The following is a 15,390-nucleotide window of genomic DNA, read 5'->3' as shown; positions in this document are numbered from 1 at the left end:
ATGGCTATTACAATCAGCGTACTTGATCAAAGTCCGATCTATCCGGGAGAAACGCCGGAGGAAGCATTCCAGCATACGATCAAGCTGGCACAATTGTCCGAAGAGCTTGGATTCCACCGGTTCTGGGTTTCGGAGCATCATGACTCCGAGCAGGTAGCCGGCTCTTCCCCGGAAGTACTTATCTCACATCTTCTGGCTAAAACAGAGCGAATCCGCATTGGCTCCGGTGGCATCATGCTCCAGCATTACAGCCCATATAAGGTAGCGGAGAACTTCAATGTGCTGTCCACACTGGCTCCTGGACGAGTGGATCTCGGTGTGGGACGTGCTCCCGGTGGACTCCCACGTAGCACACAGGCACTACAGCAGGGAAAAGCTGAAACCCCAGACCTGACGGATAAAATCATCGAGCTGGAAAAATATGTACATAACCGCCTCGAAGAAAACCATCCGCTGGCAGGGTTGAAGGCAGGTCCCCTTCCTGGTATTCCTCCTGAGTTGTATGTCCTTGGCGCGAGTGTAAGCAGCGCGGAAATTGCCGCTGAACTGGGGTTACCGTACGTATTCTCCCTGTTTATTAACAGCGATAAGGCGGTAGCGCTAGATGCCATTCGTGCTTACCGCAGCGGTTTCGCTTCTTCACAGGGCAGACAACCGCAAGCGATTATCGCTTTAGCGTTAGTGGTGGCTGAGACTGAGGAGGGAGCGAAAGAACTGGCAGGTGCGCATAAGCTGATCCGGATTCAACTGGCGAGCGGGAAGAAGCTGACAGTAGGGACCTTGGAACAGGCGGAGGAATTTGCCCGCCAGAGCAATGAAGCCTACACGATTGAAGAGCTGGAACCGGAGATTACCAAGGGAACAAAATCATCTGTCCGTGAACAGTTGTTGGAACTTTCAGAGGCGTCCGGTGTCGAGGAGTTCATCATAACGACGAATGTACAGCCCTTTGACAAACGGCTCCGATCCTTTGAGCTACTGAGCGAAGCAATCGCTGAAGTGGCTGCAGAGGCATAAAGCGGGCGGGCTCGGTATCACACAGGAAATCGTGTAAAGGAGGGTGACTGTATATGACAAGTAAAGCTAAAGAGTTGAGTGCGGAAGCGCTTGAAGAAGAATTAATCGGGATACGCCGTCATCTGCACCGGCACCCGGAACTGTCCAATGAAGAATATGGCACAACAGAATATATTATTTCCCTGCTGGAGCGGGCAGGAGTCAGGATCGTAGAATACGGTCTGTCTACCGGCGTGATCGCAGAGATTGGCGGCAAAAAGCCCGGTTCGGTCATCGCACTGCGCGCAGATATTGATGCCTTGCCAATCCAGGAGGAAAGCGGAGTATCCTTCGCTTCATTATATTCCGGCAAAATGCATGCCTGCGGGCATGATTTCCATACGGCTGCCTTGATTGGTGCCGCCTATCAATTGAAACAGCGAGAGCAGCAATTACAGGGAACGGTGCGCCTGTTATTCCAACCAGCCGAGGAGAAGGCGCAGGGTGCACAACGAATCATTGCTAGCGGGGCACTAGAAGACGTCCGGGCAGTGATCGGGCTGCATAACAAGCCAGACCTGCCAGTCGGAACCATCGGTATTAAGGGTGGTCCTTTAATGGCAGCAGCTGACGGGTTTGTGATTGAAGTGCAGGGTGGCAGTTCTCATGCTGCCGTTCCGGAAGCTGGCATAGACCCGATTGTAGCGGCTTCGCATATTGTGACGGCATTCCAGTCCATTGTAAGTCGCAATGTCAGTCCTCTGCAGAGTGCGGTGGTCAGTGTGACGCAGATTCACAGCGGCAATTCATGGAACATTATCCCCGAAAAAGCGGTGCTTGAAGGGACGATCCGCACCTTTGATGAAACGGTGCGCAGCAAAGTGCTGGAGCGGTTTCAAGAAGTGGCGGTCGGTGTAGCAGCGGCTCTTGGAGCAGAAGCTACCGTTCGCTGGATAGAAGGGCCACCTCCGGTTATCAACGATCCCTCCCTAGCAGCGCTTGGAGTTGAATCGGTCGAAGCTCTTGGCTACCGAGCGATTCAGCCAGAGCTTTCTCTGGCTGGAGAGGATTTCGCATTCTATCAGCGCGTGGTACCCGGACTGTTCGTTTTTGTAGGTACTGAAGGAAGCCAGGAATGGCATCATCCGGCCTTCAATCTGGATGAACGTGCACTCCCTGTGGCAGCACGTTTCCTTGCGGATGTAGCTGTACGATCCCTAGTGCAGTACAGTCCCGATGGAGGTGCAGAATTATAGCTGAACATAACAGTTACGATGTAATTATCGTCGGCGCAGGCTCGATGGGCATGAGTGCCGGTTACTATCTTGCGAAGCGCGGAGTGAAGACGCTGCTAATTGATGCCTTTGATCCTCCACATACACAGGGAAGCCATCACGGGGAAACGCGGCTGATCCGGCATGCTTACAGTGGTGATCCCGCCTACATTGATTTGGCTCTACGGGCAGATCATTTATGGCAAGAAGCCGAGCAGTTGAGCGGAATAGAATTGCTTGTCCGCTCGGGCGTTTTGAATCTCGCAGATAGTACAGTGTATTCCTTCAGCGGTCGTCTCGCGGAAGCAAAGAAACGGAAGGTGCAGGTCCAGCAACTGGATGCCGGAGAGATCCGGCGGCGCTGGCCGGGATTGAACATTCCGGAAACATTCGCAGCAATGTATGAACCAGATGCCGGGTATTTGTACAGCGAGCGCTGTATCACCGCCTACCGCCAGCTTGCCCTTGGACAGGGTGCGGAACTGTTGACGAACACTTCGGTAGTAAACATCACCGCCCGCGAAAGCAGTGTAACAGTTCATACAACAAACGGCGATTATCACGGAGCGTCAGCTATCCTTAGTGCCGGAGCCTGGTTTGGAGAGTTAGCGCCTTTTGTGCATTTGCCAATCAAGGCGATCCGCAAAGTTGTGGGCTGGTTTGAGAGCTCACCTGCTTTTGCAGCCGGTAACTTCCCTGGCTTCACGCTAGGAGCTGAGGAAGGTGGCTATTATGGCTTTCCCAGCATTGCTGGAGCCGGTCTGAAGATCGGCCGGCACGATACGGGGCTGGAATGGAAACCAGGCACACTACTTGCTCCCTTTGGCAGTGAAACCAGCGATGAGCAAGACCTCCGAAGAGTACTGGAGACTTACATGCCGGGTGCAGCTGGCCGATTACTTAAAGGCTCTGTATGCAAATATGAGCATACACCTGATGAAGATTTCATTATTGACCGCCATCCGCTCCACTCCAATGTGCTGGTAGCCGGAGGGTTCTCAGGGCATGGTTTTAAATTTTCTAGTGTTGTAGGTGAAATACTTGCTGATTTGGCGACAAGTGGAGCTACCAACCACAACATTCAACCTTTTGCGTTATCACGTTTTACACCTGATCATTCGCAAGCAGGCCTTATTTTGGAGGGGATTTAATGAGCAATGTTCAAATTAGCAATTTTTTAAGTACGCACAACCAACTGGTGCATGCAACCGCAGGGTTATCAGAGGAACAGCTGAAATGGAAGGCAGCACCAACGAGTTGGAGTATTACTGAGGTTTTAGCCCATCTAGCTGATCACAGCATTGTGGTTTCGTTCCGTATACGTGATATTCTCGCTGCTACAACTGCGCAGCTGCCAGTCTTCAATCAGGACGCTTGGGTCAGCGGCCAGTACGCCAATAGTGGTAGTGCTTCCGATAGTCTGGAGTTGTTCCGCAGCCTGCTTTATTATAACAGTCTATTGTTTGAACGGCTCAGCGCAGAGGATTGGGAGAAAAGCGGGGTTAACTTCAAGGGGGAAAACGTTAAAATTTCCGATATCGTCCATAGCTTCACCGCACATGTAGAGAGACATCTTGGCCAGATTGAGCGAATCAAGCAGGGTGCAGCCAATGCATCGTTCGTGCAATGAATACTTTCATAGTTAGTTTTGCATGAAGTAAAACCTGGGAATCGTATGCTCACAAAACTTTTAGGAGGAATGAACATGACCAAACCAAAACAACTGAAGCTAGGCGCACTGCTGCATGGAGTAGGAGGCAGCACGTCGATGTGGCGCCATCCTGATGCTAAGCCGGATGCAAGTGTAAACTTTGAATTATACAAAGCGTGGGTACAAAAGGCAGAAGAAGGCAAGCTGGATCTGATCTTCATCGCAGACGGTTTGTACATTAATGAAAAGTCCATTCCGCATTTCCTTAACCGATTTGAACCGCTGACCATTCTTAGCGCACTCGCCGCCGTCAGCACCAACATCGGTCTGGTTGGTACCCTGTCCACCTCCTACAGTGAACCGTTTACCGTCGCGCGTCAATTCGGCTCACTGGATGTAATCAGCGGTGGCCGGGCCGGCTGGAATGTGGTGACTTCACCGCTGGAAGGCTCTGCCTCGAATTACAGCAAAACAGAGCATCCTGACCATGGCAAGCGTTACCGTATTGCTACCGAATATTTGCAGGTGACACGCGGATTATGGGATTCCTGGGAGGATGATGCGTTTGTTCGAGATAAAGAAACAGGTGTATTCTTTGATCCGCAAAAAATGCATACCCTGGACCATCAAGGAGAGTTCTTCTCCGTGAAAGGACCGCTCAATATTGCTCGTTCGAAGCAGGGGCAGCCAGTCGTGTTTCAGGCAGGTTCCTCAGAAGTTGGTAAAAATTACGCCTCAAAGGAAGCGGATGCTATCTTCACTGGCCACGAAACGCTAGAAGATGCCCAGGCATTCTATAGCGATGTTAAGACACGGGTAGCTTCATTTGGCCGGGATCCGAATGAGGTGCTGATCTTTCCTGGTATTGCACCAATCATTGGCGACACATCAGAGGAAGCAGAGCGTAAATATCAGGAGGTTGCTGGTCTCGTGACGATTGAGAATGCACTGAACTATTTGGGCAGATTCTTCGAGCATCATGATTTCTCGCAATATCCGCTGGATGAACCGTTCCCTGAGCTTGGCGAGTTGGGGCGTAATAGTTTTCAGAGCGGCACGGATAAAATCAAAAAGGACGCGAAGGAGAGAGGCTTAACACTAAGACAGGTCGCCTTACAATCCGCTACCCCGCGCAGCAGCTTTATTGGCACACCTGAGCAAGTGGCTGATCAGATTCAAACCTGGTTTGAGGGTGGAGGAGCAGACGGATTTATGATCGCAGCTGCTGTTCCTAATGGACTGGAGGAATTCGTCGATCGGGTAGTGCCGATTCTGCAAGAGCGGGGCCTGTTCCGCACTGAATACGAAAGTAGCACCCTGCGTGGAAATCTCGGTATTCCATTGCCAGAGAACCGCTATTCCAAGGCTTCACAACCGGTAGGGCAAAAAGCCGTACATTAACAATAATAATTTGAATCGAATAATTAGCTTTCGTCATAAAAAATGTAACGCAGCCGTTTAAGGCTGCGTTTATTTGCGTGCGAGCGGAGCTTGTCTAACAACGTAAGCGCTTTAAAGAACCAATCAGAGCAATAGATAACCAATCACTGTTATATAGGCAGGGTTCCCGCTGCACCTTATGATAGAAATATCAAGGAGGGATGTAAATTGTACGCTAAGTTCTACAAGTACCGATGGCAATATTTAATGATTCTTCCGGGAGTGCTGTTGCTATTTTTGTTCAGCTATATTCCGATGGCAGGGATTCAGGTCGCCTTCCGCGACTTTCAGATTGGCACCTCGATCTGGAACAGCACATGGGTGGGATTAGACAACTTTTCTTTCCTGCAAGATCCCCAGTTTTTAACTGTCGTCAAAAATACGTTATATATATCTGTGCTTAAGTTCATCTTCGGATTCCCGGCACCGATTCTACTGGCACTGGTGATTAACGAGGTAACCCGGCCTGTATTTAAGCGATTCGTGCAATCGGTCAGCTATTTGCCTCATTTTTTCTCATGGATTGTAGTCGCTTACATCCTGCAGTCTTTTCTGACTTTGGATGGTGGGCTGGTCAATCAGTTCATCGAGAAAGCAGGCGGTGATCCTGTATTTTTTCTAGGTTCCACGGAGTGGTTCCGGCCCATGGTTATATTAAGCGGCTTGTGGAAAGAGACCGGATGGAACACGATTCTCTATTTGGCTGCGATCACAACGATTGATCCGCAATTGTATGAATCCGCCAAAGTAGAGGGTGCAGGAAAGCTAGCCCAGATTCGGCATATCACCTTCCCGGGTATTCTACCGACAATATCGATTGTGCTAATTCTGAGTATCCCAAGCCTGATTTCAGTAGGGATGGATCAGATTTATCCGCTGATGAATTCTGCTAATCAAGGGGTCGCGGATGTACTGGATACGTATATCATCCGCAACGGATTGCAGCAGGGATATTTTGGAATGGCGACCGCAGTGGGGTTGTTATCCTCAGTGATCAGCTTGATATTGGTTGTTTCGACTAATCAGTTATCCAGAAAAATAAATGGTGAAGGATTATGGTGATGGCATATGAAGCTCAGCAGAGGTGAAAAAATAGCTCAATACGTCATCGTCATAGTACTGGCAGGTCTGTGCTTGTCTGTACTATATCCATTCCTATACATGCTGGCCATCTCACTGAATGACGGTGCAAGTGCGGCCAAAGGTGGCGTGTATCTATGGCCCAAAAATTTCACATTAATTAATTATGAGATTGTATTAGGAAATGAGATTATCCGCCAGTCTTATCTAATTACAATCGCTAGGACAGTCATTGGCACATTCGCAGGACTTATCGTCACACTTCTGGTGGCCTTTGGCTTGTCCTACCGCGGCCTTCCATTAAGAAGCACGATTCTAGGCTATATTCTTTTAACCATGCTATTCAGTGGAGGACTGGTTCCTTTCTATATTCAGCTTAATAATCTTGGGCTTATCAACACGTTCTGGGTGTATATTTTTCCCGGGCTGTTCTCGGTCTGGAACATGTTTGTCATGCTGAAGTTTATACAGGGAATCCCTGAAGCTCTGGTAGAATCCGCTGAACTAGATGGAGCCGGTCCTGTTCGTACTCTGATTCAGATTATTATTCCACTCTCTCAACCTATGCTTGCCGCACTTGGATTGTTTACCGCAGTGGGACACTGGAATGACTGGTTCGCCGGTGCTTTCTTCGTCACGAAGCAGAACCTGATTCCGGTGCAGACCTTCCTGCAGCAATTGCTCGCTGCTCAGGATTTATCCGCTGTCCTTGGCTCGAATACCAACCAGGAAGCTTTGGCGAGAAGCTCACAAATGCAGAATATTACACTGATGTCGATTAAGATGGCAGTCGTTATGGTGAGTGCAATCCCCATCCTGTGCGTGTATCCGTTCCTGCAGAAATATTTTGTGAAAGGAGTTCTTGTAGGGTCAGTAAAAGGCTGATTTTCAATAATAGAACAGGGGGAAAAATCAATGATATTCAAAAAAACGGGTCTAGCCGCTTTGGCTGCAGCAACCTTACTGATGTCTATTGCCGGATGCTCCGGATCAGGTGAGAATACTGCGAACAAGCCTGGAAGCGACAATGAAACGTCAAGTAACCTGCCCGCCAGTGGCTCGACTTCCTTTAATCTCTGGCTTGGATGGACGGCAACCATCAATAATGATAGTTTGGTCCAGAAATATTGGCGTGAACAGGAGCCTGGAGTAAATGTGAAGCTGGAAACCACTCAAGGCGACGCGATGACTGCACTTAATTTGAAGATAAACACAGGCGGCTTTGAAGATGCAGCTATCTTCAGCCGAAACGAAACGGTCAAAAGCGCGATGAACCGGTCGAAACAGCTTATGCCGCTAGAGCAGTATTTCGACATGCCTGACAAATATCCAGGACTGGCGTCTATTCCAAAGCAGTATCTGGAACTTATGAAGGATAATGAGGGCCATATCTGGTCCATTCCTACCTGGTTTGACCAAAACCCGGAAGATCCGTGGCCAGGCTGGGCATCTCAAGCCTGGATTGTCAGAAGTGATGTGCTGGAGAAAACAGGTATGACCAAAGAGGACTTAGCAACGTTAGAAGGAGTTGAGACCTTCCTTCGGAAAGCTGCAGAAGAGAAGGATGCTTCCGGCAAATCGCTTATTCCTCTATCATTCCTAATGGACACTAGTGATAATCTGGGCTGGAGCGATGAAAACGCGATTTTGACAGCATTCGGGGTGACTACAGCAGGTAATGGCGTTGACAAACGCGGCGATGATTTTGTATTCGCTTACGACGATCCCAATTATAAAGCAGCGTATCAATGGATGAACAAGATGTACCAGGAGAAGTTGATCGATCCAGAGGTCGTCACCAGCAAAAAAGAACAGTATACAGAAAAGAACAAATCAGGTCGTATTGCCTTCAATATCGGCAGCTTCTGGAACATTCCTGCCTCAGCCTGGGAGACATTGGACGGTCCAACAGAGCCAGGGTGGTTTTACGAAGCGATCCCTTTTCCTAAAGTGGATGGTGTAGAGAAAGTCGGAATTAATCAGGTTACCAATCCGAATCCAGGCTATGATGTCTATGTTAGTGAAAAAACTAAAAATCTGGAAGCTATTCTGAAATTCTTCGATTATACCTTGCAACCAAAACCCGAGCAGCAGCAGGTCATTAATGAAGGACCGGCGGGATTATACTGGGATTGGATTGATCAACCGTTGGGCAAATGGAAATTCACAGACGAAACCTACAAGACGAGCCGCAATTCCGGAGACACCGCACAAAAAGCTAAAGTCACCCCTGAGCTTTACATGACTGCCTCTTACAGCAATGAATGGTACCCATGGTGGAACACAGAGGATGCAGGAAAAGCCGGAGCTGCTAAGACCATTAAGTTCACAGAAGCTATCGGCAAAATGGGAACGATCCGCGTGGCAGAGCCTTATGATCTATTTCAGATGAAACAGGGCGGCGCATGGGAGAAATATTCACCGGAGATCGAAAATATCCGCAAGGAATATCGAGCCAAGCTTTTAATGGCCAAAGACGAGGGGCAATTCGAAAAGAATTGGAGCGATTTCCAAGCAGCACTAGAGAAGCGTGGGCACTGGAGTGAAGTCAAGCAGGAGTGGCTGGATACGTACAAGGAGGAAGTAACAGCCTTGCAATAGACAACCGTGCCGCTCTTTCAGTCGCGGATCGTAAACGATAAAAAATTAATGGAGCACCTCTCACTTGGAGGGGGCTCCCTTTGCACTTCATGGGGGGAATCTATGATTAAACAACAAATAGAGAAATGGATCATCCGTATGACCCGTTCCATGAACCTGAGGAGTAAAATTGTATTATTCTACGGACTCATTGTATTTCTCCCCACCGTACTGCTGGCTGCAGGTGCAGGGTACATGATGCTTCATACGGTGCGGGCCAATTATCTGCTTACGATCAGGGAAGCCGTTCGCCAAAGTGCGCAGAGTATTGAATTCAGGAAGCAAAGCTATGATCTGCTGGCTACCCGGACGGCTACGGATGGTGAGCTGATCTCTAGATTAGCCAGGGACTATGCGGATATCGATGAACAATTGGGTACGGTCAATTATGTGGACCGTTCCTTCCTGCTCACCAGTAAATACTTGCCAGGGATTGAGAATTTCCGAATCTATCATACCAACGATACACTAGTGCAAGATGGAGGGCTTCTGTGGAAGCCGGAAGAACGTAGCCTTTCGGGAATTCGAGAGCGGGATTGGTATACGAAAATGCTTCGCACAACAGACAATCTGGTATGGACTAATGCAGCTGACGACAGGACTAAGCTAGTGGTATCCCATAAAATTCTGAACGCGTATGGAGATGTTTACGGGATTGTGTACCTGTTACTGAACTATAACGGTGTCTTCATGGAATCGTTCGAACATCCTTTTGAAGGGGCCGGAGAATTGTATATCGTTGACGACAACGAACGCATTATTGCATCCTCGGAGCCCTCTGAAATTGGCAGCCGGTTATCCTCATCCTCCTTAGGTCAGTACTGGAACAACTCGTTGGAAACCTCAGCGACAAAAAGCGGGATGATGCTGATCACTCAGGAGATTAAGTCTGGCTGGACGGTTGCCGCACTTGTGCATCTTGACCGACTGGAGGAGCAGTCTACGCGGATTATGTACTATATCGGAGCAGGTATTGCTTTTTTCCTGCTGCTGTCCATCTTTCTAATCATGATTGTACTTAAAAATGTGATTTGGCGGATCCGCAAGCTGGGCACCAGGATGACAGATATCTCACAGGGCTATTTCGAAGTTACAGTGAGAAACCGTGACAACGATGAGCTGGGGGAGCTTGAGATATTGTTCAATTCCATGTCTGGCCGTTTGAGAAAACTGGTCGAAGAACATACAGAGGCCATGCTCAAAGAGCGGGAGCAATCATTCAGGGCGTTGCAGGCACAGATTAACCCTCATTTCATCTATAATTCGCTAAGTCTGATCCGTTGGCGGGCATTAGATCAGCAGGACGAATTGCAAATCCGAACCATAGATGCGCTGACGACATTCTATCGGCTGGCACTCAATAACCGGGTTAATGTGACGCTGATCCGTGACGAAATTGAGCATCTTAAGGCGTATATCGAAATTCAGCAGCTGCGTTATCCCGGTCAAGTATCCGTAGAGTGGCTGGTAGAGCCGGACGTTCTTGACCTGTACAGCATTAAGCTGATCCTACAGCCAACGGTCGAGAACTGTTATCTGCACGGGGGTATCACAACTAGAACTCATGCTTTTATACAAATTACGATCAAACGAGTGGAGAATACGGTGCAGTTTCAGATTTTTGATAATGGAAAAGGGATTGGCAGTGAGAAGCTGGAACAGATCCGTGCCGGCAGCTACAAGGGTACGCAAAACGGATTCGGGATGAACAATATCCGTGAACGTCTTGCATTGTATTTTGGCACAGAGGGCCGCTTTGAGATTGAAAGTGTAGAAGACGAATGGACTTGTGTAACCATTGATATCCCTGTTTGCAAGGAAAGTCCTGAGATAAAAAAGGGGGATGGAGCTTAATGCGGGCATTAATTGTCGACGACGAGCCTATGCAGATTCAAGGGCTTCTTCGTCATATTGGCTGGAAAGCTCTGGGGTATGAGGAACCGTTAACTGCATTATCTGGTGAAGAAGCACTAACGATTCTAGGAGAAACTCCTGTGGATGTGCTGATCGCTGACGTCTCGATGCCCGGTATGACAGGGATCGAACTGCTCGCCAGATGCAGAGCGGATTATCCGACACTCCAGTCTTTACAGACTGTGATGATCAGTGGATATGACGAGTTTGAATTTGTGCAGGAGGCTATACATCTGGGAGCTAAGGCTTACGTTCTGAAGCCCATCAAGACGGAAGAACTCGAAATGAAACTGGCTGCGTTCAGAGAAGTAGTTGAGAAGAAAAAACAGATTGAACAGGAAACCACTGTACTTAGGGAGAAAGTTACAGAGAGCTATGAGGTGCTGCAGGAACGTTTCGTCAAAGATATGGTTGAAGGCTGGATCCACAGTGAAGAGCTGCTCGAATCCTGGCGGCGCCTGCTGGATCTGCCTAATGGGGAATGGCAGGCAACTTTATTCCTGTTTGGATATGACCGCAGGTTCCTAGATAATCCGCATGATGCCAAGGATCGGATCCTGCTTAGCGAAGGGCTATTGAACTGCGTTAAGACTGGTCTATCTGGTTTCTCCGGTACCTATATAGGGAAGACAGGAGCGGATGAACTGGCCGTCATTGTGCTGAACGCAACGCCATTGGTGCGGGCAAGACTTGAGAAGCAGCTTGCGTTTATCCAAGATATCCTAAGAGAGCAGTATAAAGCCTCCGTCTCGGTCGGAATCAGCAGAGAGTGTTTGTTCTGGACGGAAATACCGTTGCTGTATAAGGAAGTAAGGCATATGATGAGCGGTGCCAGGCTGGCCGGCTACGGACAAATCCTCTATTTCGACCGGAACTTGATGAATGAATATCATGATTTCAGGTTGCGTGAAGAATACATTCCGGAAATCGTTAAGCTACTGGACAGAGGAGAGAGCGATAAAGCTTCCGCTTATTTCAATCATGCTTTCGAAGTGTTACTTGCACGAGAGCCTGTATCCTTTTCCTATGTGCAGGCTTTCGGAATGGGTTTGCTTAGCGAGCTAGCCAGAAAACTGAAGCGTGTACATGAGAAGGAAACAGAGATGAACATCCTCATGTGGCAGCGGTTGATCGACTGTACAGGCGTAGATGAAGTCAGGAAGGTCGTACTGGAATATTTGGCGCAATATGCTAAGCTTAATCAAAGAGAGCAGGTCGCTCAGCAGCATAACCTTATCCAGCGGGTCGCCCGCCAACTGGAGGAGCATCTGCATGAGAACATGACTGTTAAGCAGCTTGCTGAGCAGTTCCACTTGAATCACAGCTATTTAAGTGTTCTCTTCAAGAAAGAAATGGGCCGGACGATTTCCGACTTCGTGCAGGAAGCGCGTATGAACAAAGCCAAGGAACTGCTTCGTGACCCCAATATTAAGGTTTACGAGGTTGCCGAGCAGGTGGGCTTTCAGACCGCGGCTTATTTTGCCTTCCTTTTTAAGAAAACAACCGGCACTACACCTCAGGAGTTCAGAGATTATCATTATTAGGAGTGATATTTTGCAGACAAAGATCAGCCTGGAAGGCGAATGGAAGTTGCAATTGGATGAGGGAAAACAAGGACTGCTGGCATTGCCTTTTACAGATGTTATCACACTGCCCGGAACAACGTCCTACGCACGCAAAGGTCCGAAGAACGAGGATGTTTTAGTAAGCGCATTAACGGATGAGTATTTGTTTGAAGGGCAAGTCTGGTATTCAAAAGAGGTCGTCATTCCGGAAGAACTAGCCGGCAAAGTCTGCTTCCTATTTTTGGAACGTACGAGACTGACGACTCTATGGCTGGACAATCAGGAAATAGGCAGCCGTAACAGTCTAAATACCCCACATATATATGAGTTGCCGCAGCTTCAACCTGGGAATCATACGCTCACCATCCGCGTGGACAATACTGGTTACCCAACCAAAGGTGGACATTTAACGTCGCAGGATACCCAAACCAACTGGAACGGGATTACCGGACGTATGGAGCTTCAGTTCTATGGTGAGTCACGGCTCAGCGGCATCCGGCTCGATCCGGATCTCTCAGCCCGCTCAGTCCGAATCACGGCAACCTTGGACAGCAGGAATGAATCTATACTTACAGTGTCTGCTCAGAGCTTCAACAGCGACAATACACATGCTGTGGACGAGCGGGAGTACCCAGTCTCACCGGGTAGTTTTTCCGTCAACTATGAGCTAGGTCAAGACGCGCTGCTCTGGAGTGAAGGCGCTCCCAATCTTTATAACATAAACCTTGTTTTGAAAGACAGCGATGGATATATAATGGACCGACAGGAGCTCGTTTTTGGATTGAAGGAATTCCGGGCAGAGGGCGATAAGTTTACAATCAACGGAGAAAAAACCTTCCTCCGCGGCAAACATGACGGCCTGATCTTCCCGCTTACCGGTTATGCCCCGACTGACGTCGAGGAATGGGTAAGAATCCTGGGCATCTCCAAGTCTTACGGCATCAATCATTATCGCTTTCATACCTGCTGTCCGCCGGAAGCTGCTTTCACCGCAGCGGATATGCTCGGTATCTACATGCAACCAGAGCTTCCCTTCTGGGGAACAATCACAGAAGAAACCGATGAGGGCCATAATCAGGCGGAGCAGGACTATCTGATTAGCGAAGGCTATGCCATTCTCCAGGCTTTTGGCAATCACCCCTCCTTCGTGATGATGTCGCTTGGCAACGAGCTATGGGGCAGCAAAGCTAAGATTGATTCCTTCCTAAAGGACTATAAAGCATTTGATAACCGGATTCTCTATACACAGGGGTCCAATAACCACCAATGGGTGCCAGAAATTCTGGGACATGACGATTTCTTCAGCGGCGTGCGCTTCTCCAGAGATCGGCTGTTCAGAGGCTCCTATGCGATGTGTGATGCTCCATTAGGTCATGTCCAGATCGATCTGCCAGGCACGATGAAAGACTATGACGATCAGATCGTCCCTCAGGATCTCTTCAACGGAGAGGGGATGGAAGCTGCCGCTGGCGGAGAGATCCAGATCCAGTATGGTACGGAAGCCAAGACGGTGAAGGCTGGAGACGCTTCCGCAGAATGGATACCGCACATTCCGGTAATCTCGCATGAGATCGGACAGTATGCTACCTATCCTAATTATGAGGAAATCGATAAATACAACGGTCCGCTCAAAGCTGAGAATTTCATAATTTTCCGTGAACGACTGGAAAGTAAAGGGCTGGGTCATTTGGCTGCCAAATATTTCGAATGCTCAGGGCAACTGGCAGTAGCTTGCTACAAAGAGGAACTCGAGGCGGCATTCCGCTCCCGGCGGCTTGCGGGCTTCCAACTGCTTGATTTGCAGGATTTCAGTGGCCAGGGAACGGCGCTGGTGGGTGTCCTCGACGCCTTTATGGATTCCAAAGGAATGATAAGTGCTGAGGACTGGCGAACTTTTTGTAATGATGCCGTTCTGCTGGCAAGATTCCCCAAGTATAACTATGTCTCTGGTGAAACGTTCGATGCCCATGTCGAACTGAGCTGTTTCCGCAGCGGGATGCCGAGTACATTTGAACTGCATTGGGAGCTTACCTCAGATAACGGTATACTCGCCGCAGGTTCAACCGAGGTGGACGTACCTGCAGGAACGAATTATATCGATATCTGCGATCTGGCAATAAAACTACCTGTAGTTGACCGGATGAGTACTATCGTATTGTCCCTCTCCATACAGGGAACAGATATCCGTAAGAGCTATGACCTGTGGATTTATCCAGTGAAGAGTGGCAACATGCTGGAGGGTGTCCATGTCTTCGACAAGCTATCTGATGATGCACTTGCATTGCTGGAGCAAGGTGAGAATGTACTGCTTATGCCGAAACCGGAATCTCTCAAAAATGCTGTTGAAGGTTATTACTGCACAGATTTCTGGTGTTATCCAATGTTCCGCTCGATCTCAGAGAGCATGAACCGGCCAGTACCCATTGGTACTATGGGGCTGTTGATTGATAACAACCACCCGGCGCTGCGTGAGTTCCCGAGCGAGGAATATTCTACTTATCCTTGGTGGAGTATTGTTGAGAATTCGAAATCGCTCATCATGGATGCAGCTGACCGCAACTGGAATCCCGTAGTGCAGACTATCGATAATTTTGAACGCAATCATAAGCTGAGTTTCCTAGTGGAATGCAGTGTAAGAGCAGGCAACCTGCTGATATGCGCATTGGATGCTGTTAAGGTTAGCGATACGCCGGAAGGCAGACAGTTCTTATCCAGCCTTGCGGGTTATATGAAATCAGACGATTTCAAACCACAGTACAAGGCCAATGTTGCGGAGCTACTAGAGCTGATCCAATAGGCAGAGGCAGGCGATTACTGAGTTACTTATCGC

The 15,390-nt window shown here is 48.8% G+C and carries 11 protein-coding genes; all 11 read left to right on the top strand.

The window, feature by feature from the left end; genetic code table 11:
* The 11 genes from MHI15_RS21850 to MHI15_RS21800 all read left to right on the top strand — a co-directional run bounded on the left by MHI15_RS21850 (position 1) and on the right by MHI15_RS21800 (position 15,357).
* The gene (locus MHI15_RS21850) at positions 1-1,017 is read left to right on the top strand and encodes an LLM class flavin-dependent oxidoreductase (RefSeq protein WP_076125550.1); all 1,017 of its coding nucleotides are present in this window, start codon (positions 1-3) and stop codon (positions 1,015-1,017) included.
* Between the two features lie 53 nt (positions 1,018-1,070).
* Entirely contained in the window at positions 1,071-2,252 is a 1,182-nt protein-coding gene (locus tag MHI15_RS21845) for an amidohydrolase (protein WP_341164861.1), read from the top strand.
* Positions 2,249-3,421: an N-methyl-L-tryptophan oxidase gene (solA, locus tag MHI15_RS21840; protein WP_341164997.1), complete on the top strand. Its 1,173-nt coding sequence runs from the start codon at positions 2,249-2,251 to the stop codon at positions 3,419-3,421. The genes MHI15_RS21845 and solA overlap by 4 nt, the downstream gene beginning before the upstream one ends.
* Complete coding sequence (locus MHI15_RS21835; RefSeq protein WP_312148529.1) at positions 3,421-3,900, top strand: DinB family protein; 480 nt, start codon at positions 3,421-3,423, stop codon at positions 3,898-3,900. The genes solA and MHI15_RS21835 overlap by 1 nt, the downstream gene beginning before the upstream one ends.
* Before the next feature lie 75 nt (positions 3,901-3,975).
* The gene (locus MHI15_RS21830; protein ID WP_076125544.1) at positions 3,976-5,322 is read left to right on the top strand and encodes an LLM class flavin-dependent oxidoreductase; all 1,347 of its coding nucleotides are present in this window, start codon (positions 3,976-3,978) and stop codon (positions 5,320-5,322) included.
* Between the two features lie 207 nt (positions 5,323-5,529).
* Positions 5,530-6,423 carry an ABC transporter permease gene (locus tag MHI15_RS21825; RefSeq protein WP_081383282.1) on the top strand — a complete coding sequence of 298 codons (894 nt, stop codon included), beginning with the start codon at positions 5,530-5,532 and terminating at the stop codon, positions 6,421-6,423.
* 6 nt (positions 6,424-6,429) lie between these two features.
* Positions 6,430-7,326: a carbohydrate ABC transporter permease gene (locus MHI15_RS21820; protein ID WP_036677267.1), complete on the top strand. Its 897-nt coding sequence runs from the start codon at positions 6,430-6,432 to the stop codon at positions 7,324-7,326.
* 30 nt (positions 7,327-7,356) lie between these two features.
* Positions 7,357-9,042, top strand: a complete 1,686-nt coding sequence (locus tag MHI15_RS21815) for a hypothetical protein (protein WP_341164860.1) — start codon at positions 7,357-7,359, stop codon at positions 9,040-9,042.
* 102 nt (positions 9,043-9,144) lie between these two features.
* A complete protein-coding gene (locus MHI15_RS21810) occupies positions 9,145-10,935 on the top strand; it encodes a cache domain-containing sensor histidine kinase (RefSeq protein WP_341164859.1) in 1,791 nt (596 codons plus the stop codon).
* Positions 10,935-12,539, top strand: coding sequence for a response regulator (locus tag MHI15_RS21805; protein WP_076280605.1), 1,605 nt, complete (start codon positions 10,935-10,937; stop codon positions 12,537-12,539). Before MHI15_RS21810 ends, MHI15_RS21805 begins: the two co-directional genes overlap by 1 nt.
* A 10-nt stretch (positions 12,540-12,549) precedes the next feature.
* Positions 12,550-15,357, top strand: a complete 2,808-nt coding sequence (locus MHI15_RS21800; RefSeq protein ID WP_341164858.1) for a glycoside hydrolase family 2 TIM barrel-domain containing protein — start codon at positions 12,550-12,552, stop codon at positions 15,355-15,357.
* Positions 15,358-15,390: the final 33 nt, after the last annotated feature.

Origin of the sequence: Paenibacillus sp. FSL H7-0918 (genome assembly GCF_038007025.1) — a bacterium.
GTDB lineage: Bacteria > Bacillota > Bacilli > Paenibacillales > Paenibacillaceae > Paenibacillus_AQ > Paenibacillus_AQ odorifer.
This window is presented reverse-complemented; position numbering and strand designations above follow the sequence as displayed.

Excerpts from the sequence above, each read along its gene's own strand:
- MHI15_RS21850 (WP_076125550.1), top strand. The coding sequence starts at position 1 with ATGGCTATTACAATCAGCGTACTTGATCAAAGTCCGATCTATCCGGGA.
- MHI15_RS21845 (WP_341164861.1), top strand. The coding sequence starts at position 1,071 with ATGACAAGTAAAGCTAAAGAGTTGAGTGCGGAAGCGCTTGAAGAAGAA.
- MHI15_RS21835 (WP_312148529.1), top strand. The coding sequence starts at position 3,421 with ATGAGCAATGTTCAAATTAGCAATTTTTTAAGTACGCACAACCAACTG.
- MHI15_RS21830 (WP_076125544.1), top strand. The coding sequence starts at position 3,976 with ATGACCAAACCAAAACAACTGAAGCTAGGCGCACTGCTGCATGGAGTA.
- MHI15_RS21820 (WP_036677267.1), top strand. The coding sequence starts at position 6,430 with ATGAAGCTCAGCAGAGGTGAAAAAATAGCTCAATACGTCATCGTCATA.
- MHI15_RS21815 (WP_341164860.1), top strand. The coding sequence starts at position 7,357 with ATGATATTCAAAAAAACGGGTCTAGCCGCTTTGGCTGCAGCAACCTTA.
- MHI15_RS21810 (WP_341164859.1), top strand. The coding sequence starts at position 9,145 with ATGATTAAACAACAAATAGAGAAATGGATCATCCGTATGACCCGTTCC.
- MHI15_RS21805 (WP_076280605.1), top strand. The coding sequence starts at position 10,935 with ATGCGGGCATTAATTGTCGACGACGAGCCTATGCAGATTCAAGGGCTT.